At 68.1% G+C, this 25,562-nt stretch carries 23 protein-coding genes and 1 pseudogene; 13 read left to right on the top strand and 11 right to left on the bottom strand.

The genetic code is table 11. From position 1 onward, the window contains the following. Positions 1-81: 81 nt before the first annotated feature. The 3 genes from QE360_RS12400 to QE360_RS12390 all read right to left on the bottom strand — a co-directional run bounded on the left by QE360_RS12400 (position 82) and on the right by QE360_RS12390 (position 3,666). The gene (locus QE360_RS12400) at positions 82-1,917 is read right to left on the bottom strand and encodes a M2 family metallopeptidase (RefSeq protein ID WP_309704164.1); all 1,836 of its coding nucleotides are present in this window, start codon (positions 1,915-1,917) and stop codon (positions 82-84) included. Between the two features lie 78 nt (positions 1,918-1,995). Further along, positions 1,996-2,757 carry an alpha/beta fold hydrolase gene (locus QE360_RS12395; protein ID WP_309701911.1) on the bottom strand — a complete coding sequence of 254 codons (762 nt, stop codon included), beginning with the start codon at positions 2,755-2,757 and terminating at the stop codon, positions 1,996-1,998. A 126-nt stretch (positions 2,758-2,883) separates the two neighbouring features. Then, entirely contained in the window at positions 2,884-3,666 is a 783-nt protein-coding gene (locus tag QE360_RS12390) for a DUF4019 domain-containing protein (RefSeq protein WP_309701909.1), read from the bottom strand. Between the two features lie 184 nt (positions 3,667-3,850). On the opposite strand from QE360_RS12390, the gene QE360_RS12385 reads away from it, so the two are divergent. Then, a complete protein-coding gene (locus tag QE360_RS12385; RefSeq protein ID WP_307099641.1) occupies positions 3,851-4,495 on the top strand; it encodes a YitT family protein in 645 nt (214 codons plus the stop codon). A 142-nt stretch (positions 4,496-4,637) separates the two neighbouring features. Here the strand turns inward: QE360_RS12385 and QE360_RS12380 are convergent, their stop codons facing one another. The 3 genes from QE360_RS12380 to QE360_RS12370 form a co-directional block, all read right to left on the bottom strand. Further along, positions 4,638-5,663 (bottom strand): aspartate-semialdehyde dehydrogenase, encoded by a 1,026-nt coding sequence (locus QE360_RS12380; protein WP_309701907.1) that lies wholly within the window; start codon positions 5,661-5,663, stop codon positions 4,638-4,640. Between the two features lie 216 nt (positions 5,664-5,879). Beyond that, on the bottom strand, positions 5,880-6,596 hold the full coding sequence (locus tag QE360_RS12375) for an MgtC/SapB family protein (protein WP_309696282.1): 717 nt from the start codon (positions 6,594-6,596) through the stop codon (positions 5,880-5,882). Positions 6,597-6,736: 140 nt separating this feature from the next. Next, the gene (locus QE360_RS12370) at positions 6,737-8,992 is read right to left on the bottom strand and encodes a DPP IV N-terminal domain-containing protein (RefSeq protein ID WP_405052592.1); all 2,256 of its coding nucleotides are present in this window, start codon (positions 8,990-8,992) and stop codon (positions 6,737-6,739) included. A 268-nt stretch (positions 8,993-9,260) separates the two neighbouring features. Here QE360_RS12370 and QE360_RS12365 point away from each other — a divergent pair, with 268 nt between their 5' ends. From QE360_RS12365 to QE360_RS12355, 3 genes are all read left to right on the top strand, one after another. After that, complete coding sequence (locus QE360_RS12365) at positions 9,261-9,911, top strand: DUF6975 family protein (RefSeq protein WP_309701905.1); 651 nt, start codon at positions 9,261-9,263, stop codon at positions 9,909-9,911. A 118-nt stretch (positions 9,912-10,029) separates the two neighbouring features. Then, positions 10,030-10,575 (top strand): CHAP domain-containing protein, encoded by a 546-nt coding sequence (locus QE360_RS12360; protein WP_307104560.1) that lies wholly within the window; start codon positions 10,030-10,032, stop codon positions 10,573-10,575. Between the two features lie 55 nt (positions 10,576-10,630). Further along, positions 10,631-10,879, top strand: coding sequence for a hypothetical protein (locus QE360_RS12355; RefSeq protein ID WP_309701903.1), 249 nt, complete (start codon positions 10,631-10,633; stop codon positions 10,877-10,879). Positions 10,880-11,192: 313 nt separating this feature from the next. On the opposite strand, the gene QE360_RS12350 is transcribed toward QE360_RS12355, so the two are convergent. After that, the gene (locus QE360_RS12350; protein ID WP_309704159.1) at positions 11,193-12,287 is read right to left on the bottom strand and encodes an anhydro-N-acetylmuramic acid kinase; all 1,095 of its coding nucleotides are present in this window, start codon (positions 12,285-12,287) and stop codon (positions 11,193-11,195) included. A 118-nt stretch (positions 12,288-12,405) separates the two neighbouring features. On the opposite strand from QE360_RS12350, the gene rimO reads away from it, so the two are divergent. Then, entirely contained in the window at positions 12,406-13,746 is a 1,341-nt protein-coding gene (rimO, locus tag QE360_RS12345) for a 30S ribosomal protein S12 methylthiotransferase RimO (RefSeq protein WP_309701901.1), read from the top strand. Here the strand turns inward: rimO and QE360_RS12340 are convergent. Together QE360_RS12340 and QE360_RS19145 are read right to left on the bottom strand one after the other, a co-directional pair. Further along, positions 13,730-13,873, bottom strand: a complete 144-nt coding sequence (locus QE360_RS12340) for an MAPEG family protein (protein ID WP_309701897.1) — start codon at positions 13,871-13,873, stop codon at positions 13,730-13,732. The genes rimO and QE360_RS12340 overlap by 17 nt on opposite strands. 70 nt (positions 13,874-13,943) lie before the next feature. Beyond that, a pseudogene (locus QE360_RS19145) lies at positions 13,944-14,120 on the bottom strand (hypothetical protein); the annotation flags it as partial. Positions 14,121-14,517: 397 nt separating this feature from the next. On the opposite strand from QE360_RS19145, the gene QE360_RS12335 reads away from it, so the two are divergent. Both QE360_RS12335 and QE360_RS12330 read left to right on the top strand, forming a co-directional pair. Then, a complete protein-coding gene (locus tag QE360_RS12335; protein ID WP_309701895.1) occupies positions 14,518-15,918 on the top strand; it encodes a serine hydrolase domain-containing protein in 1,401 nt (466 codons plus the stop codon). Next, the gene (locus QE360_RS12330) at positions 15,915-17,294 is read left to right on the top strand and encodes a leucyl aminopeptidase family protein (protein ID WP_309701893.1); all 1,380 of its coding nucleotides are present in this window, start codon (positions 15,915-15,917) and stop codon (positions 17,292-17,294) included. The genes QE360_RS12335 and QE360_RS12330 overlap by 4 nt, the downstream gene beginning before the upstream one ends. A 115-nt stretch (positions 17,295-17,409) precedes the next feature. On the opposite strand, the gene tpiA is transcribed toward QE360_RS12330, so the two are convergent. Further along, on the bottom strand, positions 17,410-18,156 hold the full coding sequence (gene tpiA, locus QE360_RS12325) for a triose-phosphate isomerase (RefSeq protein ID WP_309701891.1): 747 nt from the start codon (positions 18,154-18,156) through the stop codon (positions 17,410-17,412). Between the two features lie 134 nt (positions 18,157-18,290). Here tpiA and QE360_RS12320 point away from each other — a divergent pair, with 134 nt between their 5' ends. Continuing rightward, on the top strand, positions 18,291-20,237 hold the full coding sequence (locus QE360_RS12320) for a SurA N-terminal domain-containing protein (RefSeq protein ID WP_309701889.1): 1,947 nt from the start codon (positions 18,291-18,293) through the stop codon (positions 20,235-20,237). Further along, complete coding sequence (gene trpE / locus QE360_RS12315; protein ID WP_309701887.1) at positions 20,224-21,741, top strand: anthranilate synthase component I; 1,518 nt, start codon at positions 20,224-20,226, stop codon at positions 21,739-21,741. Before QE360_RS12320 ends, trpE begins: the two co-directional genes overlap by 14 nt. 299 nt (positions 21,742-22,040) lie before the next feature. Here trpE and QE360_RS12310 read toward each other — a convergent pair whose 3' ends face one another. Further along, on the bottom strand, positions 22,041-22,475 hold the full coding sequence (locus QE360_RS12310) for a hypothetical protein (RefSeq protein WP_309701885.1): 435 nt from the start codon (positions 22,473-22,475) through the stop codon (positions 22,041-22,043). A gap of 191 nt (positions 22,476-22,666) precedes the next feature. Between QE360_RS12310 and QE360_RS12305 the strand changes: the two genes are divergently transcribed. From QE360_RS12305 to moaC, 4 genes are read left to right on the top strand one after another with little or no spacing between them, the layout of a single operon-like run. After that, positions 22,667-23,281 carry an aminodeoxychorismate/anthranilate synthase component II gene (locus QE360_RS12305; protein WP_307104562.1) on the top strand — a complete coding sequence of 205 codons (615 nt, stop codon included), beginning with the start codon at positions 22,667-22,669 and terminating at the stop codon, positions 23,279-23,281. Further along, positions 23,278-24,273 carry an anthranilate phosphoribosyltransferase gene (trpD, locus tag QE360_RS12300; RefSeq protein ID WP_309701882.1) on the top strand — a complete coding sequence of 332 codons (996 nt, stop codon included), beginning with the start codon at positions 23,278-23,280 and terminating at the stop codon, positions 24,271-24,273. The genes QE360_RS12305 and trpD overlap by 4 nt, the downstream gene beginning before the upstream one ends. Then, positions 24,270-25,046: an indole-3-glycerol phosphate synthase TrpC gene (trpC, locus tag QE360_RS12295; protein WP_307099675.1), complete on the top strand. Its 777-nt coding sequence runs from the start codon at positions 24,270-24,272 to the stop codon at positions 25,044-25,046. Before trpD ends, trpC begins: the two co-directional genes overlap by 4 nt. Further along, positions 25,043-25,510: a cyclic pyranopterin monophosphate synthase MoaC gene (gene moaC / locus QE360_RS12290; RefSeq protein ID WP_307099677.1), complete on the top strand. Its 468-nt coding sequence runs from the start codon at positions 25,043-25,045 to the stop codon at positions 25,508-25,510. Before trpC ends, moaC begins: the two co-directional genes overlap by 4 nt. Positions 25,511-25,562: the final 52 nt, after the last annotated feature.

The following is a 25,562-nucleotide window of genomic DNA, read 5'->3' as shown; positions in this document are numbered from 1 at the left end:
CCAAGCTGTGCTTGGGGAGGGGGACCGCTCGCGAGAGCGAGTGGTGGAGGGGCCGACAACGCCAGCCGCCCCCTCGCAACATCACCAACCCTGCGGCTTGCCCTTGTTCTGCTGATCCAGCCACGTCTTCAACGGCGCGAAATATTCGACCAGTGCCTTGCCCGACATCTCGCGGCTGCCGGTGAACACCTGAAGCGCGTCCGGCCAGGGCTTGGATTGCCCCATGGCCAGCATCGCGTTCAGCTTCTCGCCGACCTTCTTGTTGCCATAGAAGGAACAGCGGTGGAGCGGCCCCTTCCACCCGGCCTGGTCGCACGCCGCCTTGTAGAACTGGAACTGGAGCACCCGCGCCAGGAAATAGCGCGCATAGGGCACCCCCGCCGGGATATGATACTTCGCCCCCGGATCGAACTTCGTCTCGTCGCGCGCGACCGGCGGCACCACGCCCTGGTACTTCAGGCGCAGCGCGTCCCAGCCCGCCTGATATTGCCCCGCCGGGATCTGGCCCGAGAACACGCCCCAGCGCCACTTGTCGATCAGCAGGCCGAAGGGCAGGAACGCCACCTTGTCCATCGCCTGGCGCAGCAACAGGCCGATATCCTTGTCGGCGCTCGGCACCTTGGCGGGGTCGAGCAGGCCGATCTTCACCAGATAATCGGGTGTGATCGACAGCGCGACGGTATCGCCGATCGCCTCGTGGAAGCCGTCATTGGCGCCGTTCTTGTAGAGGAAGGGCTGGTCCTTATAGGCGCGCTGGTAGTAATTATGGCCGAGTTCGTGATGGATGGTCACGAAGTCGTCGGCATTGACCTTCGTGCACATCTTGATCCGGATATCGTCCTTGTTGTCGACATCCCAGGCCGAGGCATGGCAGATCACCTCGCGGTCGGCGGGCTTCACGATCTGCGAACGCTGCCAGAAGCTTTGCGGCAGGGGTGCGAAGCCCAGCGAGGAGTAGAAGCCCTCGCCCGCCTTCACCATCCGGATCGGGTCATAGCCCTTGGCCTTCAGCAGCTCGCCGGTGTCGTATCCGACATCGCCCGCCCCCTTGGGCGCGACGAGGTCATAGATATTGCCCCATTCCTGCGCCCACATATTGCCGAGCAGGTCGGCGCGGATCGGGCCGGTCTTCGACTGGACGGCATCGCCATATTTCTCGTTCAGCTTCCACCGGACATAGGTGTGCAGCGCCTGGTACAGCGGCTCCAGCTCGCCCCAGATCCTGTCGGTCAGCTGCGCGAACTGTTCCGGCGGCATGTCATAGCCGGACCGCCACAGCGATCCGGCATCGACATAGCCCAGCTCCCTGGCGCCCTGGTTGGCGAGCGCGGTCATCTGCGCATAGTCAGGCCGCATGGGGGCGCCGACATTGTCGTGCCAGCTGACCCACATTTCCTTCAGCTTGGCGGGATCGCGCTCGCTGCCCATCGCGGCCTCGATATCCGATCCGTTGATCGGCTGGCCGTTCCGCAGCCCCTTGCCCTTGCCATAGGCCGAGGACATGCGCGTGGTCAGCATCGACAGCTGCGCCGCCGCGCCGGGCGTGGTGGGCGCGGGCAGCGTGATGCCGCCGCGCAGCAGGTCCAGCTTGCGCTTGGTGTCATAGGACAGGCCGGGCAGCGCCTGATAGCGCGCCGCGCCCAGGCCGTAGCGGACCGCGAGATCGGTCATCTCCGCGCCCGAGGCGGCGGCCAGCGCGTCGGTGTCGTCGGTGATATAGGTCGCGTTGACCCAGGCGATCTGCTGTGCCCCGACCGACTTGTCGGCCAGCGTCTTCTCGGCCTCCGCGACGAAGGCATCGGCCCCCGCGACGGTGGCGGGGGGCTGGGTCGCGGCCGGCTGCGGGGCGGTTTGGGCCTGGGCGCCCCCCGCCAGCGCGAAGGCGAGCACGGTGCCGGAAACGGCGGAGCGAAGCATCATTTTCCCCCTGAAATCATCACATTGCTCTCGAAGCGGAGCCGATGACGCGCAGTTGCGCGGCTTTGCCCGCTGCCGTCAAGCGGTCAGGAACCGGGCGATGGCCTCCCCCAGTTCGGGCTTGGTCACCGAACTCATGTGATTGCCCGGAATCTCGACATAGCGGCCGCGCGGCAGGGCGTCGGCCAGATCGACCGCCGCGCCATTGTCGAAATCCTCCACGCCCGCGACGACCAGAGCGGGCAGGTCGAACCCCTCGATCGCCGATAGCGGCGTGTCGGCGAAGGTGTTCAGGATATGCAGCAGCGCGACCGGATCGCCGCCGGTGGTCTTCAGGAACGCCTCCGCCATCCATTCGGGCGAACCGCGCTTATGCTCGCCCAGACGCGTCAGGATGTTGGTGAAATGATCGACCCGTCGCCCGGTATGGAGCAACCCCTCCAGCCCCATGCCCGCAAAGATCGCCTTGCCCGGCTCCGCCCCGGTCGCGAGCATCCGGCTGACCGTCCGCGCGCCCAGCGAATAGCCGCCCAGGTCGTAATCGGTCAGCCCGAGATGCTCGACCAGCGCATGGCCGTCGCGGGTCAGCGCGTCCTTCGGATAGGCGGCCGGGTCATGCGGCTTGCCGCTTTCGCCATGCGCGCGCAGATCGGGCATGATGACCCGGTAGCCCCTGGCCGCGATGGCGGCGGCGTGGCCATAGCGGATCCAGTTGGTGTTCGCGTCGGAGAAATAGCCATGGATCAGGACGAGCGCCCGCCCCTCCCCCATTTCGCGCCACGCGATTGGTGTCCCGTCGAAGCTGTCGAAGAAGCGGGTTTCGGGGGCGGTTGCGGCCAAGGGTCAAATCTCCGGTAGGAAAGCGGGGCTACCGGATCGCCCTAATATAGATCGCGCGGGAAGTGGACCCGTTTGCGGCCGGAATGCCGCGAACGGGCCCGTCTCCGACGGCGGAAAGACCGTGGCTCAGCCGACCGTGATGCCGACGATCCGCCACGCCCCCGCCTGATGCTCGAGCGTGACCGTCTCGATGACATCGCCCGATCTGGAATAGCGCGCGCGGAATTTCACCACCTCATAGCCATCGGGCGGCGCGGGCAGATTCTCCTGCGAGAGGAACGACCGCGAGACCATCGCCCCCATCTGCGCGCGCATTTTTTCGGAGGCCGCCGCCCATGCCGCCTCGCTATTGATCCTGCGAAAGGCCAAGCCGGTCGCGCGGTAGCTGTCCGCCCAGCGTCCCTGATCGACCAGCGCCAGGAAGCGCTGCGCGGCGTCGACCACCGCCGGGTCGTGCGCGGCGGAGGCGACCGGGGCATCCTGCGGCGACGTCGCGAGCATATGGGGCAGGCCGACAAGGGCCATCAGGCCGAGGGCAAGGGTCATGAGCAAGGCTCCTATGAGGATCGGGAAACGGCGTCCGCCGCGTCCCACGCGGTCGATCGGCGCCATGGCCTGATCCTCCGTCACGGCCGGGCGGTCCTCCCCGATCGTCATGTCCCCCGACTTTTCGGGGGGTAGCGGGACGACCAAGCCCCCTTCCGCATCGAGGAGCATCCGCGCCGCCTCCCGGCTGCTCGACACCGACAATTTGCGCCGCGCGTCGCGCAGCCGTTCGTTGATGGTATGGACCGACAGGTCGAGCGTCTGCGCGACCGATTTGGCGTCATGCCCCCGGACGATCAGGCGCAGCGTCTGCTTCTCCTTGTCGGTCAGGGCCGCGAGGCCGTGGCGCTCCTTCATGGTCATCGGCGCGCCCTATGCCCGCGCGGGGCGTGTCGCCACCCCCAATAATTTGTACCCTTCGGGCGGATGATGGCGCGGGCCCGCCGCCCGCCATTTGGCTTGGCTAAGCAGTTGCGCTAAAAGGCCCCATGCCTGCCGCCAGAAGCGGGCCGATGGAGCGGATGCCGGACCCATAACCGGACGCTTGATGACCGCAACCACCGCTCCCGCCGCCGAGACCCTGCCGCCCAGCCCGATCGGGCGGCCGCACAGCCTGCTCGAAGACGCCTATGCCATCTTCATCGGCTGCACGCTGCTGATCGTGGGGCTGGTGTTCCTGAAAGCGGCGGGGCTGGTGACCGGCGGGATCGCGGGCGTCGCGCTGCTGCTGTCCTATCTGATCCCGTTGCCCGCAGGCGTGCTGTTCACGCTGGTCAATATCCCGTTCTTCCTGTTCGCGCACAAGGTGATGGGCGCGCGGTTCGCGGTGAAGACGGTGCTGGTCAATGTCGGGATCGGCATCGCCTCGGCGATCACGCGGGTGTCGGTGCATGTCGATGCGGTCCACCCGGCCTTTGCCGCGCTGGTCGGCGGTACGGTGATCGGCATGGGCATATTGTCGCTCGCCCGGCACCAGGCGGGGGTCGGCGGCACCGGTGTCATCACCATCTGGCTCTATCGCAAGCACGGATGGAATATGGGGCTGACCCAGGTCGCGCTCGACGTCGTGATCCTCAGCCTCGCCATCCCGGTGGTGACGGGCACCCAACTGATCTGGTCGGCGATCAGCGCGGCGGCGATCAGCCTGATCCTCTTCGCCTGGCACCGGCCGGGGCTGTATATGGGGCGGTGAACCCCTTATCCTCCCCGATACGGGGAGGTGGCGGCGCGCAGCGCTGACGGAGGGGGGCTTCCCCATAGGACTGCCCCGTCGGAGAGCCCCCTCCACCATCGCTTCGCGATGGTCCCCTCCCCGTTCCAGGGAGGATCGAGACTTACCCCTTCTTCAGGTGGCGACGGCCGAGCAGTTCGGCGATCTGCACCGCGTTCAGCGCGGCGCCTTTCCGCAGATTGTCCGACACGCACCACAGCGACAGGCCGTTATCGACCGTCGAGTCCTCCCGCACGCGGCTGATGAAGGTCGCATAGTCGCCGACGCATTCGATCGGGGTGACGTATCCGCCGTCCTCGCGCTTGTCGATCAGCATGACGCCGGGCGCCTCGCGCAGGATGTTCTGCGCTTCCTGTGCCGAGATTTCGTCCTCGAACTCGATGTTCAGCGCCTCGGAATGACCGACGAACACCGGCACGCGGACGCAGGTCGCCGTCACCTTGACCTTGGGGTCCAGGATCTTCTTGGTCTCGGCGACCATCTTCCACTCTTCCTTGGTGGAGCCGTCCTCCAGGAAGCTGTCGATGTGCGGGATCACGTTGAAGGCGATCTGCTTGGTGAACTTCTTTGGCTCGGCTGGGTCGCCGACGAAGATGTTGCGGCTCTGCTCGAACAGCTCGTCCATGCCCGCCTTGCCCGCGCCCGACACCGACTGATAGGTCGCGACGACGACGCGCTTGATCGTCGCCTTGTCGTGCAGCGGCTTGAGCGCGACGACCATCTGCGCGGTCGAGCAGTTCGGGTTGGCGATGATGTTCTTGGCGGTATAGCCGTCGATCGCATCCGGGTTCACTTCCGGCACGATCAGCGGCACGTCCGGGTCCATGCGATAGAGCGACGAATTGTCGATCACGATGCAGCCCGCGGCGGCGAATTTGGGAGCATAGACTTTGGTCGCGTCCGACCCGATCGCGAACAGCGCCATGTCCCAGCCGGTGGGATCGAAATGCTCGATATTCTTGATGGTGAGCATCTTGCCGGTCTCACCATATTCGATCTGGTCGCCCTGGCTGCGCGACGAGGCGACGACCGCCAGCTCGTCGATCGGGAATTCCCGCTCCGCCAGAATGTTGATCATTTCCCGGCCGACATTGCCCGTCGCCCCGGCGACCACCACGCGATAACCCATTAAACCCTCCACTCGGAAGCCTGAGCCGGTAGCGTCATTGCGCGGATACGTCCACCGACTTTACGAATAGTGCGCGTTTGGGAAAGGCAAGCGGGGGTTTAGGCCGCCTCCCCTCCCGCAAGCGGGAGGGGGCCCGGGGGAGGGTCCGGAGTCTCACCGAGACCGGCGCGTGCGGCACGCCCCTCCCCCAACCCCTCCCGCCTGCGGGAGGGGAGTTTAGTCATGCGTACTCGCCGCCCAGGTCGCGTGGGCGATGCCGTGGACGCTCTGGAAATGGTCGGTGATCCGGTCGAGTTCGCCCGCCTCGACGATGGTGCTGGTCAGGATCGCGGTGACGGTCACCTGATCCTCTCCGCGCTCCTCGCTATCCAGTTCGCCGACCGGCAGGCCCGCGCCCTCCAGATGTTCGACCAACAGGTCGCCGACCGGCCCGGCCTGCGCGGCGCTGGTGGTCAGGCTGACCGAATAGGTCGCCTCGACATGCCGCCCTTCGACGGGGATGCGGTTGATCGCATCGACCAGCGGGCGCAGCGCGGTGTTGGCGAGCAGGACGATGCCGGTCAACAGCACCGCCTCGGCCACCATGTCGCTGCCCGCGATCGAGCCCACCGCCGCCGAGCACCACAGGGTCGCGGCCGTATTGAGCCCGCGGACGTTCATCCCCTCCTTCATGATGACGCCCGCGCCCAGGAAGCCGATCCCGGACACGACATAGGCGATGATGCGGATCGACTCGACATTGCCGCCCAGCCGCTGGCCCAGATCGACAAACGCCGCCGCGCCGATCGCGACCAGCGCATTGGTGCGCAGACCTGCGGTCCGCTGGCGATATTGCCGCTCGGCCCCGATCACCGTGCCCAGCACGAAGGCGGTCAGATAGCTGACCAGCGTGTCGAGGAAGGGCCAGAGGTGGAAGGTCTTCAGGAATGCCATGGTCGCCACCCTAATTCCTCCCCTGCAAGGGGAGGGGGACCGCCGCGAAGCGGTGGTGGAGGGGTGTCACCATCCGCATGGACACCCCTCCGTCAGTCCTGCGGACTGCCACCTCCCCTTACAGGGGAGGAATGACGGCTTTATTTCTCCGCCGGCTTGTCCTTCACCGTCCGATCCAGGAAGTTCAGGATCGTGTGCCACAGATGCTCGGAAATGCCCGGCCCGCCGACGCGGTGGGTCTGGCCCGGATAGAGCATCATCTCGAACGGCGTGTCGGTCTTCTGCATTTCGGCGGCAAACGCGGTCGCGTTGTCGAGGAAGACATTGTCGTCGGCCATGCCGTGGATCAGCATCAACGGATCGCGGATCTTCGCGGCATCCGTGATCGCCTGCGACGTCGCATAACTCTTCGGATCGGTGCGCGGGTCGCCCAGATAACGCTCGGTATAATGGGTGTCGTAAAGCTGCCAGTCGGTCACCGGCGCGCCCGACACGGCGGCGGCATAGACGCCCGGCGTCTTCTCCAGCATCTTGATCGACATATAGCCGCCATACGACCAGCCATAGGTCGCGATCCGGGCCGGATCGACAAAGGGCAGGCTCTTCAAATAGTTCGCACCCGCAAGCTGGTCGGCGACCTCAACCGTGCCCATCGCGTGATAGATGGCATCCTCGAACGCCTTGCCGCGATTATACGAGCCGCGATTGTCGATCTGGAAGAAGATCCAGCCCTGATCGACCAGATATTGCGGCAGCGCGCCCTGCCAGCCGCGCGTGACCTGCTGGCCGGTGCCGGGCCCGCCATAATGCTGGAAGAAGACGGGATATTTCTTGCCCGGCTCCAGCTTTGGCGTGATCATCTCCCAATAGAGCGTGGTGCCGTCATCGGCCTTGATCGTGCCGAACTGCGTCTCGCGGTGGCTGGCGAGATAGGGCGCATAGGGATGGCCCGCGACAATCGCATTCTCGTTGATCCAGCTCAGCCGCTTGCCCGTGGTGTCGGCCAGATAGACCTGGGTCGGCTGGCTCGGGCTGGAGCGCGAGACGATGAAGCGGCTGGCCGACGAATCCATCGTGGCGCTGTTGGTATAGCCGCGCTCGGTCAGGCGGGTGACGACGCCCGGATGCGCGATGTCGACGGCATAGAGATGCTGTTCGAGCACATCGTCCTTCAGCCCGGTGAAGTACAGCCGCCCCTTGGCCTCGTCGACGCCGACCAGATTGGTGACGACCCAGGGGCCCTTGGTCAGCTGCGTCCACTGACCGTTCGCGAAGTGATAGAGATGGCCATAGCCGTCGCGCTCCGACCGCCAGATCAGGCTGCCGTCCTTCATCGGGCGATAGGCATCGGACAGGTTCAGCCAGCTGCGCTGGCCCGAACGCTCGGTGAAGAGGATGGTCGACTTGCCGGTCACCGGGTCGACGCGCAGCATGTCGAGCGTCTTCTGGTCGCGGCTCTCGCGCTGGACCAGCAGGGTCTTGCCGTCCGGCGTCCAGTCGACGCGCGCCAGATAGATGTCGGGGTTGGTGCCCAGATCGACCTTCACCCGGCCCGATCCGTCCGCCTTCATGACATAGAGGTCGACCAGCGCATTGGGCGTGCCCGCCGCCGGATAGCGCTGTTCATAGACCTTGGTGCCCGCCGCACCGATGGCGGCGCGGACCGCGACCTTGACCGGCGCATCGTCGAACCGCTCGACGGCGATGTAGCGCTCGTCGGGGCTCCACCAATAGCCGGTGAAGCGGTGCATTTCCTCCTGCGCGACGAACTCCGCTTCGCCGAAATGGACGGTGCCGCCGCCTTCCTTGGTCAAGGCCCGCGCCTCGCCCCCAGTGAGCGGCATGGCCCACAAATTCTGGTCGCGCACGAAGCTGACATAGCCGCCCTTGGGGCTGACGATCGGGTTCAGCTCGCCGCCCGGCGTATTGGTCAGACGACGGACCTGCCCGTCCAGCCCGGCGAGATACAGGTCGCCGTCCAGCGGCACCAGGATCGACTTGCCGTCGGGCGCCCAGTCATAGGCGACGATGCCCTTTGACCCGCCGATGCGCGCGCGTTCGCGCTGCATCTTCTCGGCCTCGGACAGTTCGGCGCCCGAGCCGACCTTCTTGGAGTCGACCAGCATGCGTTCCGCGCCGGTGCGGGTGTCGCGCGCCCAGAGGTCCAGCCGCTCGCGCTCGTCGGCGCGCGGGCGCAGCGAGGTCAGCAGCGTGCCGTCGGGCGACAGGCGCAACCCGCGCGGCTGCGACCCCGACAGGTCGGGACTGCCGAACACGCGCGCCAGGGTCAGTTCGCCCTGCTTTTCCGGTTCAGCCGCCATGGCGGGCGCCCCCAATCCCATCGCGATCGACGCCCCGACCGACGCCAGCGCCAGACCCAGCACCCATTTGCGCATTCATACCACTCCAAGCCTCATTGCCACCGGGGGCGCCCCCGGCGCGTCGCCGGGCGTTATCGCGACGAGACCGCGTTCCGTAAAGCCGGATCGACACCATGCCGGATCGGCGGCGATCGGCGCGTCCCGCTCCCCGCGATTTTCCGCGGATCGCAATGCTTTCCATTATTCGTAAACCGGCCGTTAACGAATTTGGATTAGGCCGAAGCTCCGGGGTCGGAAGGCGCATCCTATCCGCGCGTGGCCCCCGGTCTTTTTCGGAATGGACATGGCAAGCTCGACGGCCTTTGACATACAGAATGACCGAAGCGGCGATATCGGGGCGATCATGGCGCGCCTGGGCAGCGCCGGGCACCCGCATGTCCAGGCGCTATTGCTGCCGCAGGCGTTGCTCCACGACCTGACCGACGCGGTCCATGCGGTCTGCGCGGTGCATGGCAATCACCCCTGCATGATCGATTACGCGATGGCGCGCGGCATCCAGATCGACACCTTGCCCTGGCTGATCCAGTCGTCCACCGCCTTTGCCCATGAACGCGCCTATCTGGCGCATCTGACGTCGGCGGCGGGGCCGCTGCCCTCGACGCCGGGGCAGGCACAGACCGATGCGGCGCTGACCCAGTTGCGCCACACGCTGGAAATGCTGGCCAATTCGGACCGGCGCGGCTGCGCGACCGGCGCGGTGTCCGCGCTGATCCTCGACTGGCGCGCGATCCGGCAGGTGCTCGACCAGGCGGCGCGGCGGTTCGGGCTGGCCTCGCTACCCGGCACGATGCCCGATCCGATCCTGGACGATCCCGAAGACGATACCGCCATCGGCCTGGCGCGTGCGCGCGGGTTTGGTGCGACCCAGCTGTTCGTCCAGCATCGCGGCCTGTGGAACATCCTGGAGGCGCGGGCCAGCGCGCGGCGCGGATAGCCCCGTGGCGGCCGCAAAGCCTCGATCGGTCGCGGCGAACGCTCGGCTGATCGCCCTAAGGCCGCATTAACCATCTTGTACAGTTCACGATTAAGCGAGGCTTGTTACCGTGACAGAGATGAAAGGCGTGGTGTCCAAGGCAACTCTCTCACTCTGTGCGCTGACGGTCGCCATCCCCTCGGACGCGCGCTCGCTGCTGGATTATGTCGGCCAGTGCGTCCCCTTCGCGCGACAGGCCTCGGGCATCTCGCTTTATGGCGATGCCTGGACATGGTGGTCGCAGGCGGCGGGGAAATATCCACGCGGCCACGCCCCGCGGGTCGGTGCGGTCGTCGTCTTCGAAAAGACCAGCCGTCTGCCGCTCGGCCATGTCGCGGTGGTCAGCCGCGTGGTCGAGGACCGGGTGCTGATGCTGACCCATGCCAACTGGTCGATCCAGAATGGCGAACGCGGCCATGCCGAGCAGGACGTCACGCTGTTCGACGTATCGCCCGCCAATGACTGGAGCGTGGTGAAGGTCTGGTTCCGCGACTCGGACGGCCTGGGCAGCACGACCTATCCCATCTACGGCTTCATCTATGGCAATGGCCGCACCGCGCCCGAACTGACCGGCGCCAAGCCCGATTATGTCGGCGCGCTGATCGACGCCTATGTCGCACGCTGATTGTCGGTAACGGCGCGTCATGATAGGCTGACGCCCGTCATCTGGGAGGATGCCGATGCTGTCGCTGCTCGCCTTGCTCGCCCTGTCCGCCGCCGATGAGGCGTGGCCCGTCACCCCGACGCTGGGCCAGTTGCCCGAACGCTGCGCACCGAAGGAAAGGCGGGTCAGCCGCAAGACGCCGAGCGTTGGCCTGCACAAGCTGAACGAGATGCCCGATGCCGACCCGCAATATTCCGTGGTCCGCGAGATCGACGGCTGTCCGGTGCCGGTCAAGGCCGACAAACCCCTGAAGCCCCAACGCTAGGGCCGGTCGCCATTCAGGATGCTTCTTTTCCCCTCTCCCCTGGACAGGGGAGAGGGTTAGCGAAGCTTGCCAGCCTGCTGGCTAGCGCAGCTTGGGTGAGGGGTTGAGCGAGCCTAAAGGCTCGCGCGCTCGCCAAGCGAGCGCTCACCCCTCACCCAGCTCCGACTAAGCCTTTGCTCTTCGCAAAGACCAAGTCTGCGCAACCCTCTCCCCTCTGTGAGGGGCGAGGGAAGGAAAGGCGTCGCTGAATGTAGCTCCGCCCCAAGGCCGGAGCGGGACTCGCCGGGACGACGGTCATGCCCGATCGCCTGAACTATCCCCCGGCGGGGCGGTGGATCACGCCCCCGGTCATCGGCTGCGGCACGCCGGTCGTGCCGGGAAAGCTGATCGGCCGCTCGTTCAGCCGACGCACCGCCATATAGGCGAAGCCCTCCGCCTCCATCGCGTCGCCGTTCCAGCCGAGCGCATCGCTCGGCTCGGGGGTCAGCCCCGTCGCGGCGGCGATCATCGCCAGCATCGTGGCATTGTGCCGCCCGCCGCCCGCGACCAGCAGGCGCCGGGGCCGCGCGGGCAGATGGTCGAGCGCGCGTGCCACCGTCTGCGCGGTGAAGGCGGTCAGCGTCGCCGCGCCGTCCGCCGCCGACAGCCCCCGCGCGGGCTGGATGGTGAAGTCGTTGCGGTCGAGCGACTTGGGCGGGGCGAGGTCGAACCAGCCATTGTCCATCATCGTGTCGAGCACGGTCGGCTCCACCCGTCCGCTGCCCGCCAGCGCGCCATCGGCGTCGTAACGCTGCCCGGTCTCGGCCTCCATCCAGCTGTCGATCAGGCCATTGGCCGGGCCGGTGTCGAAGGCGACGAGCGCGCCGTCGTCGCCGATCCAGGTGACGTTGGCCACCCCGCCCAGATTGAGGATTGCCACCGGCTTCTCCAGCCCGGCCGCCAGCGCGGCGTGATAGACGGGGATCAGCGGCGCCCCCTGCCCGCCCGCCGCGACATCGGCCGAGCGGAAGTCGGAGACGGTGACGATCCCGGTCGCATCCGCCAGCGCCTGTCCGTCGCCGATCTGCCAGGTCCAGCCGCGATCGGGGCGATGCGCGACCGTCTGGCCGTGAAAGCCGATGACATCGACCGCATCCGCACCGATCCCGGCATCGCGCAGCAGCTTCTGGACGACCATCGCATGGGTGCGCACGATCAACTCGCTCGCCGCGACGATCGGCGGGCTGGCGCGCGGGCGGTCGAAGGTCAGCGCCATGGCGGTGGCCTCCGCCAGTTCGGTGCGCGCGGCATCCGAATAGGGTTCGCTGCGAAAGGCGATCGCGCGCCGCTGCGCCTCGCCGTCCGTCTCGATCAGCGCGGCATCCACCCCGTCGAGCGAGGTTCCCGACATCAATCCGATCGCCAGCATCACGCTTAACCCTTGTGAATTTGCATCCCTCATGCCGGGATCGCGCGGACGTGTCGACCACATGGCGCAAGCGCATCTGGAAAAGCGCGACGATTTGGACTATGTGCGCGCGTATCCCATGGCAACCAAACTCCCCACTCCGCCGCGTGTCGGCATGGTCTCGCTCGGCTGTCCCAAGAATCTGGTCGACAGCGAACGCATCCTGACCCAGCTCCGCGCAGACGGCTATCAGATGTCGCCCGACTATGCGGGCGCCGACGTCGTGCTGGTCAACACCTGCGGCTTTCTCGACTCCGCCAAGGAGGAAAGCCTGGAGGCGATCGGCGAGGCCATCAAGGAAAATGGCCGCGTCATCGTGACCGGGTGCATGGGCAAGGAGGCCGAGGCGATCCGCACCCGCTTCCCCGACGTGCTCGCGATCACCGGCGCGCATGAATATGAGCAGGTGGTGGAGGCCGTCCACGCCGCCGCGCCCGCCAACCTGTCGCCCTATATCGACCTGATCCCCGACGCCGGGCTGAAGCTGACCCCGCGCCATTACAGCTATCTGAAGATTTCGGAGGGCTGCAACCACCGGTGCAGCTTCTGCATCATCCCGTCGCTTCGCGGCGACCTGGTCAGCCGCCGCCCCGACGCCATCCTGCGCGAGGCGGAAAAGCTGGTCGCGGCGGGCACGCGCGAGCTGCTGGTCATCAGCCAGGACACCTCGGCCTATGGCATCGACATCCGGAAGGAGCCCCGGATGTGGAAGGGGCAGGAGGTCGTGCCGCACATGACCGATCTCGCCCGCGAACTGGGCAAGATCGCGCCCTGGGTGCGGCTGCACTATGTCTATCCCTATCCGCATGTGGATCAGGTGATCCCGCTGATGGCGGAAGGGCTGGTGCTGCCCTATCTGGACATTCCCTTCCAGCATGCCGCCCCGTCGGTGCTCCGCCGCATGAAGCGCCCCGGCAACGACGCCAAGGTGCTCCAGCGCATCCACCAGTGGCGCGACATCTGCCCCGATATCGCGATCCGCTCGACCTTCGTCGTCGGCTTCCCCGGCGAGACGGAGGAGGATTTCGAATATCTGCTCGACTGGCTGGACGAGGCGCAGCTCGACCGGGTCGGCGCCTTCCGTTTCGAGCCCGTCGAGGGCGCGGCCGCCAACGCGCTGCCCGATCACGTCCCCGAGGAGGTGAAGGAAGAGCGTTACGCGCGGATCATGGAAAAGACCGCCGCCATCTCCGCCGCCAAGCTGGCCGCCAAAGTCGGTCGCACCCTGCCCGTCATCATCGACGCGGTGGATGAGGAAGGCGGCGCGACCGGCCGGTCCCAGGCCGACGCGCCCGAGATCGACGGAGAGGTCTTCCTGCGCGATGCCGGGCATTTGTCGGTCGGCGACATCGTGGCGGTCGAGATCGAGGATGCCGACGAGCACGACCTATATGGCGTCCCCGTCACAGGAAGCGAATAAGCATCATCACCAGCCCGGCCATCGACACCAGATAGGCCAGCGACCGGACGTACCGGACGCCGAACAGATAGAGCGGCACATAGGCGACCCGCGCGAGGAACCAGACCCACGCGCCGGTCGCCGCCATCCCGCCGCTCCGGCCCGGTCAAGGCCAACCCCAGCGCCAGCGCGATGAAGACGGGCCAGGTCTCACGATAATTGGCCGAAGCACGCTCCGCCCGCCCGGCAAGCGGCCCCAGCGGCGCCGGAGTCCCGTCGCGCGGCCCCGCATTCCAGCCGATGCCCCGGTCCAGCGTCGCCAATTGCGATTGCAGCGTGAGATGGACGAAGAACAGGATGATCGACCAGCCGAGGATGGTCAGTTCGGTGGTCATGTGCCTGCCCTTTTGTCTACACCACCCCGACGGAGGCCGGGGCGCGCCATGCCTTCTACCAACGCGGGGCTTCGCAACGGGACCCCGGCCTTTGGGGGATTGGGGCGTTTTTTTACCGGGCCTTTTGCATCGTGCGACGTCGAGAGGTTTTCCCGTGGCCTTCGACTTCGCTCAGGCTGAACGGAGGGGAGCCCCTTTTCCCACCGTCGCTCAGACTGAACGGGAGCGTCCCCATTTCCCGCCACCCTTTCAGGCTGGAGCAAGGCTCCATATCCCCACATCCGTTCAGGCTGAGCGAAGTCGAAGCCCACGCCCCTCACCCTCGCCCACCCCCCTCCACCCTCATCCCCGAACGCTCCCGTTGCACCGCCCCCACAAACCTGCTTCCTTGGGGCGCATGAGATACCCGACCCTGCTGGCGGCCGTCGCGCTGCTCGCCCCCGCTCCGCTCGCCGCACAAGCCCTGACCCCGGCCGAAACCCAGAAGATCGATGCGCTGGTAACCAGGACACTGGCCGATACCGGCGTTCCCTCCGCCTCGATCGCGGTGGTGCGCGGCGGCAAAATCGTGCTCGCCAAGGCTTATGGCAAGCAGTTCGAGGGGCAGCGCGGCCCTGCCGATCCGGCGCTCCCCTATCAGATCGCCTCTGTGTCCAAGCAGTTCACCGCCACCGCGATCCAGTTGCTGGCGGACGAAGGCAAGCTGTCGCTGGACGACACCGTCGCAAAATATATCCCCGGCATCAGCGGCGGCGACACAATCACCATCCGCCAGTTGCTCAGCCATACATCGGGCCTGCGCGATTACTGGCCGCAGGATTACAGCTTCAAGGCGATGGCGACCCCGACCACGCCGCAGGGGATCGTCGACCGCTGGGCCAAGGCGCCGCTGGACTTCGCGCCCAGCACCCAGTGGCAATATTCCAACACCGGCTATGTCGTCGCGGGCCTGATCGTCGAGAAGGTATCGGGCCAGCCGCTGCTCGACTTCCTCCAGGCGCGCGTCTTCCGCCCGCTGGGCATCCGCGCGGTGGATCAGGACAAGGCGGTCGGGCCGGGCTTCCCCCAGGGCTATCTCCGCCATGCGCTCGGTCCCGTCCGGGTCGAGACGCCCGCGGCCCCCGGCTGGCTCTATGCGGCAGGCGAGCTGTCCATGGCGCCGCGCGACCTGGCGAAATGGGATGTGGCGCGGATGAACCGCACGCTGCTGCCCGCGAAGGACTGGGCCGAGCAGGAGACGCCGGTCAAGCTGGCCGATGGATCGAACACCAATTACGGGCTGGGCGTCGCGGTCGGCACCGCCGATGGACGCCGCGTGGTCGAGCATAGCGGCGAAGCGGTCGGCTTCCTGACCGAGAATATCGTCTATCCGGACGACAAGGCCGCCGTGGTGGTCGCGGTCAATGCCTGGTTCGCCGATGCGCAGGGGCGGATCGCCAAAGGCATATCCGACATCGTCCTGCCCGCGCCCAAGGCCGATGCCGGGGATGCCGCCGCGCTCGACCGCATCCGCCGGGTCTACGCCCAGCTTCAGGCGGGGCGCCTCGACCGATCGCTGCTGACCGAGGATGCGGCCTATTATTTCACCCCCGCGACCATCGCCGACTATCGGTCGAGCCTGTCGCCGCTCGGCGCGCCGAAGACGATCGAACAGACGGGCAAAACCCGGCTGCGCGGCGGGTTCGTCAACCGTTCCTACCGCGTGACCTATCCGAACCGCACGCTGCGCATCAGCACCTATGCCGAGCCGGGTGCGACCGGAAAGATCGAACAGTTTCTCGTGAGTCCTGCCGAATGACCGACTTTGCCCCCCTGCTCCAACCCGATCGCGGCCAGAGCGCCCATGCGATCACGCTGCTGACCGCCGACGGCTTTGACGGCTGGCTGGGCCGCCAGCCCGCCGCGACCCGCGCGCTGGCGGCGGCGCAGCGCTTCTCCGCCAAGCCCAACAGCCATATCCTCGTGCCGCAGGATGACGGCATCGCGGTGGTCGCGGGCGTCGCCGATCCCGCCGCGCCCTGGGCGCTGGCAAAGCTCGCCGAGACGCTGCCCGAGGGCAGCTATCGCCTGGACGGCGTGGAAGTCGGGGCCAATGCGCTGGGCTGGCTGCTCGGCCAATATCGTTTCACCCGCTATCGCAAGGCGGAGGATGCGGGACCCCGCGTCCTGCTGACCCGCGACGTCGCGCACCGGGACGAGATGCTCCGCATCGCCGCCGCGACCGCGCTGGTCCGCGATCTGGTCAACACGGGTGCGGGCGATCTGGGGCCCGCCGAGCTGGAGGCGCAGGCCGAGGCGCTGGCCCAGGCCCATGGCGCCACCGTCACCGTCACGGCGGGCGAGACGCTCGCCCGCGACTATCCGATGATCCATGCGGTCGGGCAGGCCGCGACGCGCGACCGGGCGCCGCGCCTGATCGAGCTGGCCTGGGGAAACCCCGCCCATCCGCGCATCGCGATCGTCGGCAAGGGCGTGTGCTTCGACACCGGCGGGCTCGACATCAAGCCGTCGGCGGGCATGCGGCTGATGAAGAAGGATATGGGCGGCGCGGCGCACGCGCTGGCGCTGGCCGGCCTTGTCATGGCGGCCAAGCTGCCGGTCCGGCTGCACCTGCTGATCCCGGCGGTGGAGAATGCGGTGTCGGGTGCGTCCTTCCGCCCCGGTGACGTGCTGAAGACCCGCAAGGGCCTGACCGTCGAGAACACCAATACCGACGCCGAGGGCCGCCTGATCCTGGGCGACGCGCTGACCCGCGCGGGCGAGGAGAAGCCGGAGCTGATCCTCGACTTCGCCACGCTGACCGGCGCGGCGCGCGTGGCGCTGGGCCCCGACCTGCCGCCGCTGTTCACCGATGACGAGGCGCTGGCGGCCGAGCTGCTGGCGGCGGGCGTGGCGGAGGACGATCCCGTGTGGCGGATGCCGCTCTGGGACGGCTATGACGATATGCTCAAGTCCGACATCGCCGACATGGTCAACGCACCCGATGGCGGCTTTGCGGGGGCGATCACGGCGGCGCTGTTCCTGCGACGCTTCGTGCCCCGACATACGGCCTGGGCGCATCTCGACGTGTTCGCGTGGCGGCCTTCGGGCAAGCCGGGACGCCCCAAGGGGGGTGACGCCTATGCCCTGCGCGCGGCGTATCGGATGTTGAAGGGGCGCTATTCGGGGGGTTGATCGGCGGTCGGGCGTGGCCTTCGACTACGCTCAGGCTGAACGGAGCTTGGGGATCAATCCCGACAGCCGTTCACGCTGAGCGAAGTCGAAGCGCACGGGCCAACCCCAGCCCCAATCACAACCCCGCCGCCGCCTCGATGATCGGCACGAACTTCTCGGCGGTCAGGCTGGCCCCGCCGACCAGCGCGCCGTCGACATTCTCGACCGACAACAGGGCCGCGGCATTCTCGCCGATCACCGAGCCGCCATACAGGATGGGCACGTCATCCGCCGCATCGCCGATCAGCATGCGCAGCTTGGCGCGCGCGATCGAATGGATCGTCGCGATCTCCTCGACGGTCGGCGTCCGCCCGGTCCCGATCGCCCAGCGCGGTTCATAAGCCAGGGTGAACCAGCTGCCATCGGCATTGTCGGGCACCGACTTCTCGATCTGTGCCTGCACCACCCGCTCGGCGCGGCCCGCATTGCGCTCCGCCTCGGTCTCGCCGCAGCACAATATGACCTTCAGGCCGTTGCGATGCGCCGCCGCCGCCTTGGCCCAGGCGTCCTGGCTCGTCTCGCCCTGGTCGGCGCGGCGCTCGGAATGGCCGACGATCGTGAAGCGCGCGCCCGCCTCGCGCACCATTCCGGCCGAGACGCAGCCGGTATGCGCCCCCGAATCGCGTTCGTGCACATCCTCCGCGCCGATCGCCAGATCGGGCACCCGCTCCGCCGCCGCGGCGATCAGCGTGAAGGGCACCGCCATCGCGACATCGACATTCGGAGCCGCCAGCGCCGCCGCCGCGATCGCGTCCAGCTCGGCCAGGGCGGCGCGCGAACCGTTCATCTTCCAGTTGCCAGCCACCATTTTGCGCCGTGCCATAACCGGGCTCCTCATCTGTCGACTGTTATACGTGTTCAACACCGATAGCGGATCATGCGATCCGCGCAAGCTTGATGCGGGCGCGACGGGCCCCTAAAGCACATCCGTTTTTATCCTTTGCCGATCGGTCGTCCATGCTCAGCTTCTTCCGCCGGATCATCAATTCCAAGGCCGGCGTCGTCGTGACCTTCATCGTGCTGGGCGTGATCGCGATCGCGTTCGCCGCGGGCGACGTGTCCAACATCTCGGGCATGGCGGGCGGGCTGACCGGCTCGTCGGTCGCCAAGGTCGGCGATGCGAAGATCACCGCCAACGACCTGCGCACCGCCGCGCAGAACGAGGTCGCCGCCTATCGCCAGGAACAGCCGACCTTCGACATGGCGCAGTTCATGGCGGCGGGCGGGTTCGAAGGCGTGCTCCAGCGCGAGATCACCGGCCTGTCGCTCGAACAGTTCGGCAAGGACCAGGGCATGGTCGTCTCGCGCCGCCTGATCGACGGGCAGATCGCCTCGATCCCGGCCTTTCGTGGCCCCAATGGCCAGTTCGATCCGGCGCTTTACCAGCAGCTTCTGGCCCAGCGGAAGATGACCGACGCGCAGGTCCGCACCGACCTGGAGCGCACCCTGTTCGCGCAGCAGTTGACCGTGCCCACCATCGGCGCGACCCAGATGGCGATGCAGATGGCGCTGCCCTATGCCTCGCTGCTGCTCGAAAAGCGCGGCGGTGAGGTCGGCTTCATCCCGACCCGTCTGGTGCCCACCGGCCCCGCGCCCAGCGACGCCGACATCCAGGCCTTCTACACGCGCAACGTCCAGCGCTACACACTGCCCGAGCGTCGCGTCGTCCGCTATGCGCTGGTCACCCCGGCCGCCATCGCGGCCAAGGCGACCCCCAGCGAGGCGGAGATCGCCCGCTATTATCAGAGCAACCAGTCGCGCTACGCCGCCGCCGAAAAGCGCGACGTGACGCAGGTGATCGTCGCCGATCAGGCGGGCGCGAACGCGCTGGCCGCCAAGGCGAAGGGCGGCACCAGCCTGGCCGATGCGGCGCGCGCCGCCGGGCTCGAGGCTTCGGTGCAGAAGGGCCTGGACAAGGCGGCCTATGCCGCGCGCGCCTCCGCGCCGGTCGCCGATGCGGTGTTCGCCGCCGCCAAGGGGACGGTCGTGGGCCCGGTGCGCGGCAGCCTCGGCTTCGTCGTCGCCCGTGTCGACGGCGTGACCCAGGTGCCGGGCAAGACGCTGGCGCAGGTCCGTCCCGAGATCGTCGCGGAGCTGACCAAGCAGAAGCAGGCCGCCGCGCTGGGCGAGATGCGCAACGCGATCGAGGATTCGCTGTCGGGCAACGCGACCTTCGAGGAAGTGGTCGCCGACCGCAAGCTTCAGGCGCAGACCACCCCCGCCGTCACCGCGCAGGGCGCGGCGCCCGACGCGCCCGCCTTCCAGCCGACGCCCGAACAGCGCGCGATGATCACCGCCGCCTTCACCGCCGAGGAGGGCGACGCGCCGCAGCTGGTTCCGGTCGGCCAGGACGGCGGCTTCGCCATCGTCGGCGTCGGCCAGATCCAGCGCTCCGCCCCCCGTCCGCTGGCGCAGGTCCGCGCGCAGGTGCTGGCCGATCTGAACGCCGACCGCGCCCGCGCCGCCGCGCGCAAGCTGGCCAATGCCGTGCTCGCCAAGGTGAGCAAGGGCATGCCGATGGCGCAGGCGCTGAAGGAAACCGGGCTGGCCGTGCCGCCGGTCCGCCCGATCGCCGCGTCGCGCCGCGACCTCGCCGCCGCGCAGAACACCCCCGCCGCCGCCCCGCTCGCGCTGCTGTTCTCGATGCCGCAGAACAAGGCGCGCACGCTGGAGGCACCGCAGAACGAAGGCTGGTACATCCTGCGCGTGACGAAGATCGAGGCGGGCAATGCGACCGGCAACGAGGCCGCGATCCGCGCCGCGCGCGGGGACATTGGCCGCCTGGTCGGCCGCGAATATGTCTCGCAATTTGCCCGCGCCGTCCGCGACACGCTGGGCGTCAAGACCGACCCCAAGGCGATCGCCAAGGTCCGCTCGGAGCTGCTGAACAATGGCGGCAACTGAGCCCCACGCCGATGACGCCGCGCTCGCCCAGCTGAAGGCGGGGCGGCCCGCGCTGGTGTGGCGGCGGCAGATCGCCGACACCGAGACGCCGGTCGCCGCCGCGCTGAAACTGATCGAGCCCGGACGCGGCGACTTCCTGCTCGAATCGGTCGAGGGCGGCGCGACGCGCGGGCGCTACAGCCTGATCGGGCTGGCCCCCGATCTCGTCTTCCGCGCCGACGGGCATGATGCCGCGATCAACCGCCAATGGGCGACCGACCGCGACGCGTTCGAGCCCTGTGCCGCGCCGACGCTCGCCGCGCTGCGCACGCTGGCCGCCGAATGCCGCGCCGACGTGCCCGAGGGGCTGCCGCCCGCGCTCGCCTGCCTGGTCGGCTATTTTGGCTATGAGACGGTGGGGCTGGTCGAGGCGCTGCCCAAGCCCCCGGTCGATCCGCTCGGCCTGCCCGACATGATCTTCGTGCGGCCGACCGTCATCCTGGTGTTCGACCGGCTTGCCGACGCGCTCTATCTCGTCGCGCCGGTCTGGCCCGAGAATGTCCGCGATCCCGAACGCGCGCTGGCCGAGGCGCAGGAGCGGCTCGACGCCACCGCCGCGCGGCTGGCCTCGACGCGCTTGCCGCCGCCGGTCCGTGCCGACCTGCCCGAGCCCAGCTATGCCCCCGCCCTGTCCGCTGGCCGCTATGCGGAGATGGTGGCGCGGGCGAAGGACTATATCGTCGCGGGCGACATATTTCAGGTGGTGCTGGCGCAGCGTTTCTCGGCGCCCTTCGCGCTGCCGCCCTTCGAACTGTATCGCAGCCTGCGGCGGATCAACCCCTCGCCCTTCCTTTATCATCTCGACCTGCCAGGCTTTTCGCTGATCGGGTCGAGCCCCGAGATCCTCGTCCGGGTCCGCGCGGGCGAGGTCACGATCCGCCCGATCGCGGGCACCCGCCCGCGTGGACGGACGGGGGCCGAGGATGCCGCCAACCGCGACAGCCTGCTCGCCGATCCCAAGGAACGCGCCGAGCATCTGATGCTGCTCGACCTGGGCCGCAACGATGTCGGCCGCGCCTCGGCGGCGGGCAGCGTCCGTGTGACCGACAGCTATACGGTCGAATTCTACAGCCATGTGATGCACATCGTGTCCAACGTCGTCGGACGGCTGGGCGACGACAAGGACGCGCTCGACGCGCTGTTCGCGGGCTTCCCGGCGGGCACGGTCAGCGGCGCCCCCAAGGTCCGCGCCTGCCAGATCATCGCCGAGCTGGAACCCGAACAGCGCGGCGCCTATGCGGGCGGCGTCGGCTATTTCTCGCCCGACGGATCGATGGACTCGTGCATCGTGCTGCGGACTGCGGTGGTCAAGGACGGCACCATCCATGTCCAGGCGGGCGCGGGCATCGTCGCCGACAGCGACCCGGCCTATGAACAGCGCGAATGCGAGGCCAAGGCGGGCGCGATGCTCGCCGCCGCACGCGATGCGGTCGCGCGGGCGGGCGACGGGGATTTCGGGCAGTAGGGCGGATCAGGGCCGGGTCGCCCGACGGGGAAGCGGAACCAGTATCGCCGCAAACGCGAGGGGACTGGGGCGGATCGATATTCAGGATCACTTCTTCTTCCCCTCTCCCCTGGAAAGGGGAGAGGGGAAGCGAAGCTTGCCAGCCTGATGGCTAGCGCACCCCTCACCCAGCTCCGACTAAGTCTTTGCTTTCGCAAAGACCAAGTCTGCGCAACCCTCTCCCCTCTCCCCTCTCCCCTCTGCGAGGGGCGAGGGAAGGAAGGCATCGCTGAACGTCGATCGACCCTAAGCCAAAGCCCTCACTGCCCGTCGGCGGACGGCGGGGTCGCTTCGGCGCGGCGGGCGCGGCGTTCCTCGGAATATTGGCGGTTCCAGGTCATGCTGCACCCGCTCTGCCCGCCCGTGCCGACCGGCGAGCAGGTGTCGGGGATGCCGCCCGCGACCCGGCCGACCTGATCGATCGTCGCGGCACGGTTGACCCAGCTCTGGTTCTGCGCGGGAATCGGCTTGTCGTCGCGCAACGCCTTGGGAATGCGGTAGGGCTCGTCGACGCGACCGCAGACCACCACCTCTTCGGACGTGCTGGGCGGACATTTCTGGTCGCCGGTCAGCGTCACCTGGCGCACCCGCTTGGGCGGTTGGCCGGAGGCGGCCTGCGCATCCTGCCCCGCTTGCTGGGCAAGCGCCGCGCCGGGGGTCAACAGCAGGGCGGCGATCAGGGCGGCACGAACCATGGCGACGAAACTCCTTTGAGACGACAACGTCGAACGCCGCGCATGGCTCCACGCTGAACGGCCTCTCCCCACGGCCGAATTCCGGCAAATTTAGGGCCATGTGTCGCGCGGCCCGACAATTTCGCACCTCCGACCGCCCGGTGCGGCGCGGCGGGCGTTGCACCATCCGTGCGATCGGCTATGGCGGGATCATGATCCTGGTCGTCGACAATTACGACAGCTTCACCTGGAACCTCGTCCATTATCTTCAGGAATTGGGCAGCGAGGTGGAGGTGGTCCGCAACGACGCGATCTCGGCGGGCCAAGCGCTCTCGTCGGGGGCGCAAGCCTTTCTCATCTCCCCGGGGCCCTGCACCCCGACCGAAGCGGGCGTCAGCCTGGACCTGGTCGCCGCCGCCGCCGATGCGGGCCGTCCGCTGCTGGGCGTGTGCCTGGGCCATCAGGCGATCGGCCAGCATTTCGGCGGGCTGGTCCAGCGCGGCGGGCTGATGCACGGCAAGACCTCGCCCGTGCATCATGACGGCACCGGGCTGTTCCGGGGCCTGCCCTCGCCTTTCACCGCGACGCGATACCACTCGCTGATCGTCAACGACGTGCCCGACAGCCTGGTGGTGAATGCGCGTGCCGAGGATGGCACGGTGATGGGGTTCCGCCACGCCACGCTGCCCATTCACGGCGTCCAGTTCCACCCGGAAAGCATCGCCACCGAATATGGCCATGCGATGCTCGCCAACTTCCTGCGCGAAGCGGGCGTGGCGCACGACCTGCCCGAGCGGCTGCGTCCGCCGGTCGAGACGCCCGCGTGACCACGATCGCGCTGCTGCCCGATCCCGTCAGCCCGCTGTCGCGCGAGACGGCCTATGCGGCCTTTGCCGACATTCTCGACGGTCGCGCGGGCGACGAGGCGACAGCGACCTTCCTGACCGACTTGGCCGAGCGGGGCGAGACCTCGATCGAGATCGCCGAGGCCGCGCGGGCGATGCGCGAGCGGCTGATCCCCATCACGGCGCCGCCGGGCACGATCGACGTCTGCGGCACCGGCGGCGACGGGCATCACACGCTCAACGTCTCGACCGCCGTGTCGCTGGTCGTCGCGGCGCTCGGCGTGCCGGTCGCCAAGCATGGCAACCGCGCCGCCTCGTCCAAGGCGGGCGCGGCGGACACGCTGGAGGTGCTGGGCCTCGACATGGAGCGCGCCGGACAGGTGGCGCAGGCCAGCCTGGGCGACATCGGCATCGCCTTCCTCTTCGCCGCCAACCACCACCCCGCCATGGCGCGGATCACCCCGATCCGGCGGCGGATCGGGCGGCGGACGATCTTCAACCTGATGGGCCCGCTCGCCAATCCCGCGCATGTCGGCCGCCAGCTGATCGGCATCGCGCGGCCCGATTATGCATCGGTCTATGCCGAGGCGCTGGATCAGCTGGGCGCGACGGCGGCGCTGGTCGTGTCGGGTGAGGAAGGGCTGGACGAACTGTCGGGCGCCGGGCCCAGCATCGCGGTGTCGGTCGGCGATGTCGCCGCGCCCGCGACGATCACGCCCGAGGATGCGGGGCTGCCCCGCCATCCCATCACCGCTATTCGCGGCGGCGACGCCCGGCACAATGCCGAGGCGCTTCGCCGCCTTCTCGCCGGAGAGCCGGGCGCGTATCGCGACGCGGTTCTCCTCAACGCCGCCGCCGCCTTGCTGGTCGCGGGGCATAGCGCCGATCTGGCCCAGGGGGCCGTGGCCGCTGCCCGCGCGATCGATACCGGCGAGGCTGCGGCGCTTCTCGATCGATGGATTGCTTACCGATGACGATGCTCGACCGCATCCTGGAAACCAAGCGCGCCGATGTCGCCGCGCGCAAGGCGACGATGTCGCTGTCCGATCTCGATGCCAAGATCGACACGGTGTCCGCCCCGCGCGGCTTTCGCGCCGCGCTCGACGCCAAGACCGGCCATGCGCTCATCGCCGAGGTGAAGAAGGCCAGCCCCTCCAAGGGCCTGATCCGCGCCGATTTCGATCCCCCCGCCCATGCCCGCGCCTATGAGGCCGGGGGCGCGGCGTGCCTGTCGGTGCTGACCGACGAGCGCTGGTTCCAGGGGGCCGACCTGTTTCTGGAGCAAGCGCGCGCGGCGGTGTCGATCCCAGTGCTGCGCAAGGACTTCATGGTCGATCCCTGGCAGGTGCATGAGGCCCGCGCGCTGGGGGCCGACGCGATCCTGATCATCGTCGCCGCGCTGGACGACGGCCAGATGCAGGAGATCGAGGCGGCCGCGATCGAATGCGGCATGGACGCGCTGGTCGAGGTGCACGACGCCGCCGAGATGGAGCGCGCCGCCCGGCTGAAGTCGCGGCTGATCGGGGTGAACAACCGCGATCTCAGGGACTTCTCGGTCGATTTTCAGCGGACCTACGAACTGGTCGGCCGCGCCCCGCAGGGTTGCACCTTCGTCGCCGAGAGCGGGCTGACGACACGCGCCGATCTCGACGCGATGGCCGAGCATGGCATTCACTGCTTCCTGATCGGCGAAGCGCTGATGCGCCAGCAGGATGTCGAGGCGGCGACCCGCGAACTGATCGGATGACCGGCCTCACCCATCTGGACGAGACCGGGTCGGCGCGGATGGTCGATGTCGGGGGCAAGTCGGTGACGGCCCGGCAGGCGGTGGCGCAGGGGCGGATCACCATGTCGGCCGAGGCCGCCGCCGCGATCGCAGCGGGCAGCGTCCAGAAGGGTGACGTGCTCGCCGTCGCGCGGGTCGCCGGGATCATGGCCGCCAAGAAGACCAGCGACCTGATCCCGCTCTGCCACCCGCTTCCGCTCAGCAAGGTCGAGATCGAACTGACGCTGGATGCCGAAGGCGTAACCGCGACCGCGACCGCCGCGACGGCGGGCCAGACCGGGGTGGAGATGGAAGCACTGGCCGCCGTGTCGGTCACGCTGCTGACCGTCTATGACATGGCCAAGGCGCTCGATAAGCGCATGACGATCGGCGATATTCGCCTGTTGTCCAAGACCGGCGGCAAGTCGGGTGACTGGCACGCCTGACCGGCCCGCCTGCGGGAACGCCAGCGCCGACGACGCGTCTTGTCGCCAACAG

The sequence above is a fragment of the Sphingomonas sp. SORGH_AS_0789 genome, from assembly GCF_031453055.1.
In the GTDB taxonomy this organism is placed as follows: domain Bacteria; phylum Pseudomonadota; class Alphaproteobacteria; order Sphingomonadales; family Sphingomonadaceae; genus Sphingomonas.
The sequence above is the reverse complement of the archived record's forward strand: the minus strand, read 5'-3'. Positions and strand labels throughout refer to the sequence as shown.

Coding starts and splice junctions, on each gene's coding strand:
- QE360_RS12320 (WP_309701889.1), top strand. CDS start 18,291: ATGCTCAGCTTCTTCCGCCGGATCATCAATTCCAAGGCCGGCGTCGTC.
- moaC (WP_307099677.1), top strand. CDS start 25,043: ATGACCGGCCTCACCCATCTGGACGAGACCGGGTCGGCGCGGATGGTC.
- QE360_RS12350 (WP_309704159.1), bottom strand. CDS start 12,287: ATGCTGGCGATCGGATTGATGTCGGGAACCTCGCTCGACGGGGTGGAT.
- QE360_RS12335 (WP_309701895.1), top strand. CDS start 14,518: ATGAGATACCCGACCCTGCTGGCGGCCGTCGCGCTGCTCGCCCCCGCT.
- QE360_RS12355 (WP_309701903.1), top strand. CDS start 10,631: ATGCTGTCGCTGCTCGCCTTGCTCGCCCTGTCCGCCGCCGATGAGGCG.
- QE360_RS12360 (WP_307104560.1), top strand. CDS start 10,030: ATGAAAGGCGTGGTGTCCAAGGCAACTCTCTCACTCTGTGCGCTGACG.
- QE360_RS12400 (WP_309704164.1), bottom strand. CDS start 1,917: ATGCTTCGCTCCGCCGTTTCCGGCACCGTGCTCGCCTTCGCGCTGGCG.
- QE360_RS12380 (WP_309701907.1), bottom strand. CDS start 5,663: ATGGGTTATCGCGTGGTGGTCGCCGGGGCGACGGGCAATGTCGGCCGG.
- QE360_RS12370 (WP_405052592.1), bottom strand. CDS start 8,992: ATGCGCAAATGGGTGCTGGGTCTGGCGCTGGCGTCGGTCGGGGCGTCG.
- QE360_RS12330 (WP_309701893.1), top strand. CDS start 15,915: ATGACCGACTTTGCCCCCCTGCTCCAACCCGATCGCGGCCAGAGCGCC.
- QE360_RS12385 (WP_307099641.1), top strand. CDS start 3,851: ATGACCGCAACCACCGCTCCCGCCGCCGAGACCCTGCCGCCCAGCCCG.
- QE360_RS12340 (WP_309701897.1), bottom strand. CDS start 13,873: ATGGCGGCGACCGGCGCGTGGGTCTGGTTCCTCGCGCGGGTCGCCTAT.
- rimO (WP_309701901.1), top strand. CDS start 12,406: ATGGCAACCAAACTCCCCACTCCGCCGCGTGTCGGCATGGTCTCGCTC.
- QE360_RS12310 (WP_309701885.1), bottom strand. CDS start 22,475: ATGGTTCGTGCCGCCCTGATCGCCGCCCTGCTGTTGACCCCCGGCGCG.
- QE360_RS12365 (WP_309701905.1), top strand. CDS start 9,261: ATGGCAAGCTCGACGGCCTTTGACATACAGAATGACCGAAGCGGCGAT.
- trpE (WP_309701887.1), top strand. CDS start 20,224: ATGGCGGCAACTGAGCCCCACGCCGATGACGCCGCGCTCGCCCAGCTG.
- QE360_RS12375 (WP_309696282.1), bottom strand. CDS start 6,596: ATGGCATTCCTGAAGACCTTCCACCTCTGGCCCTTCCTCGACACGCTG.
- tpiA (WP_309701891.1), bottom strand. CDS start 18,156: ATGGCACGGCGCAAAATGGTGGCTGGCAACTGGAAGATGAACGGTTCG.
- trpC (WP_307099675.1), top strand. CDS start 24,270: ATGACGATGCTCGACCGCATCCTGGAAACCAAGCGCGCCGATGTCGCC.
- QE360_RS12390 (WP_309701909.1), bottom strand. CDS start 3,666: ATGACCATGAAGGAGCGCCACGGCCTCGCGGCCCTGACCGACAAGGAG.
- QE360_RS12305 (WP_307104562.1), top strand. CDS start 22,667: ATGATCCTGGTCGTCGACAATTACGACAGCTTCACCTGGAACCTCGTC.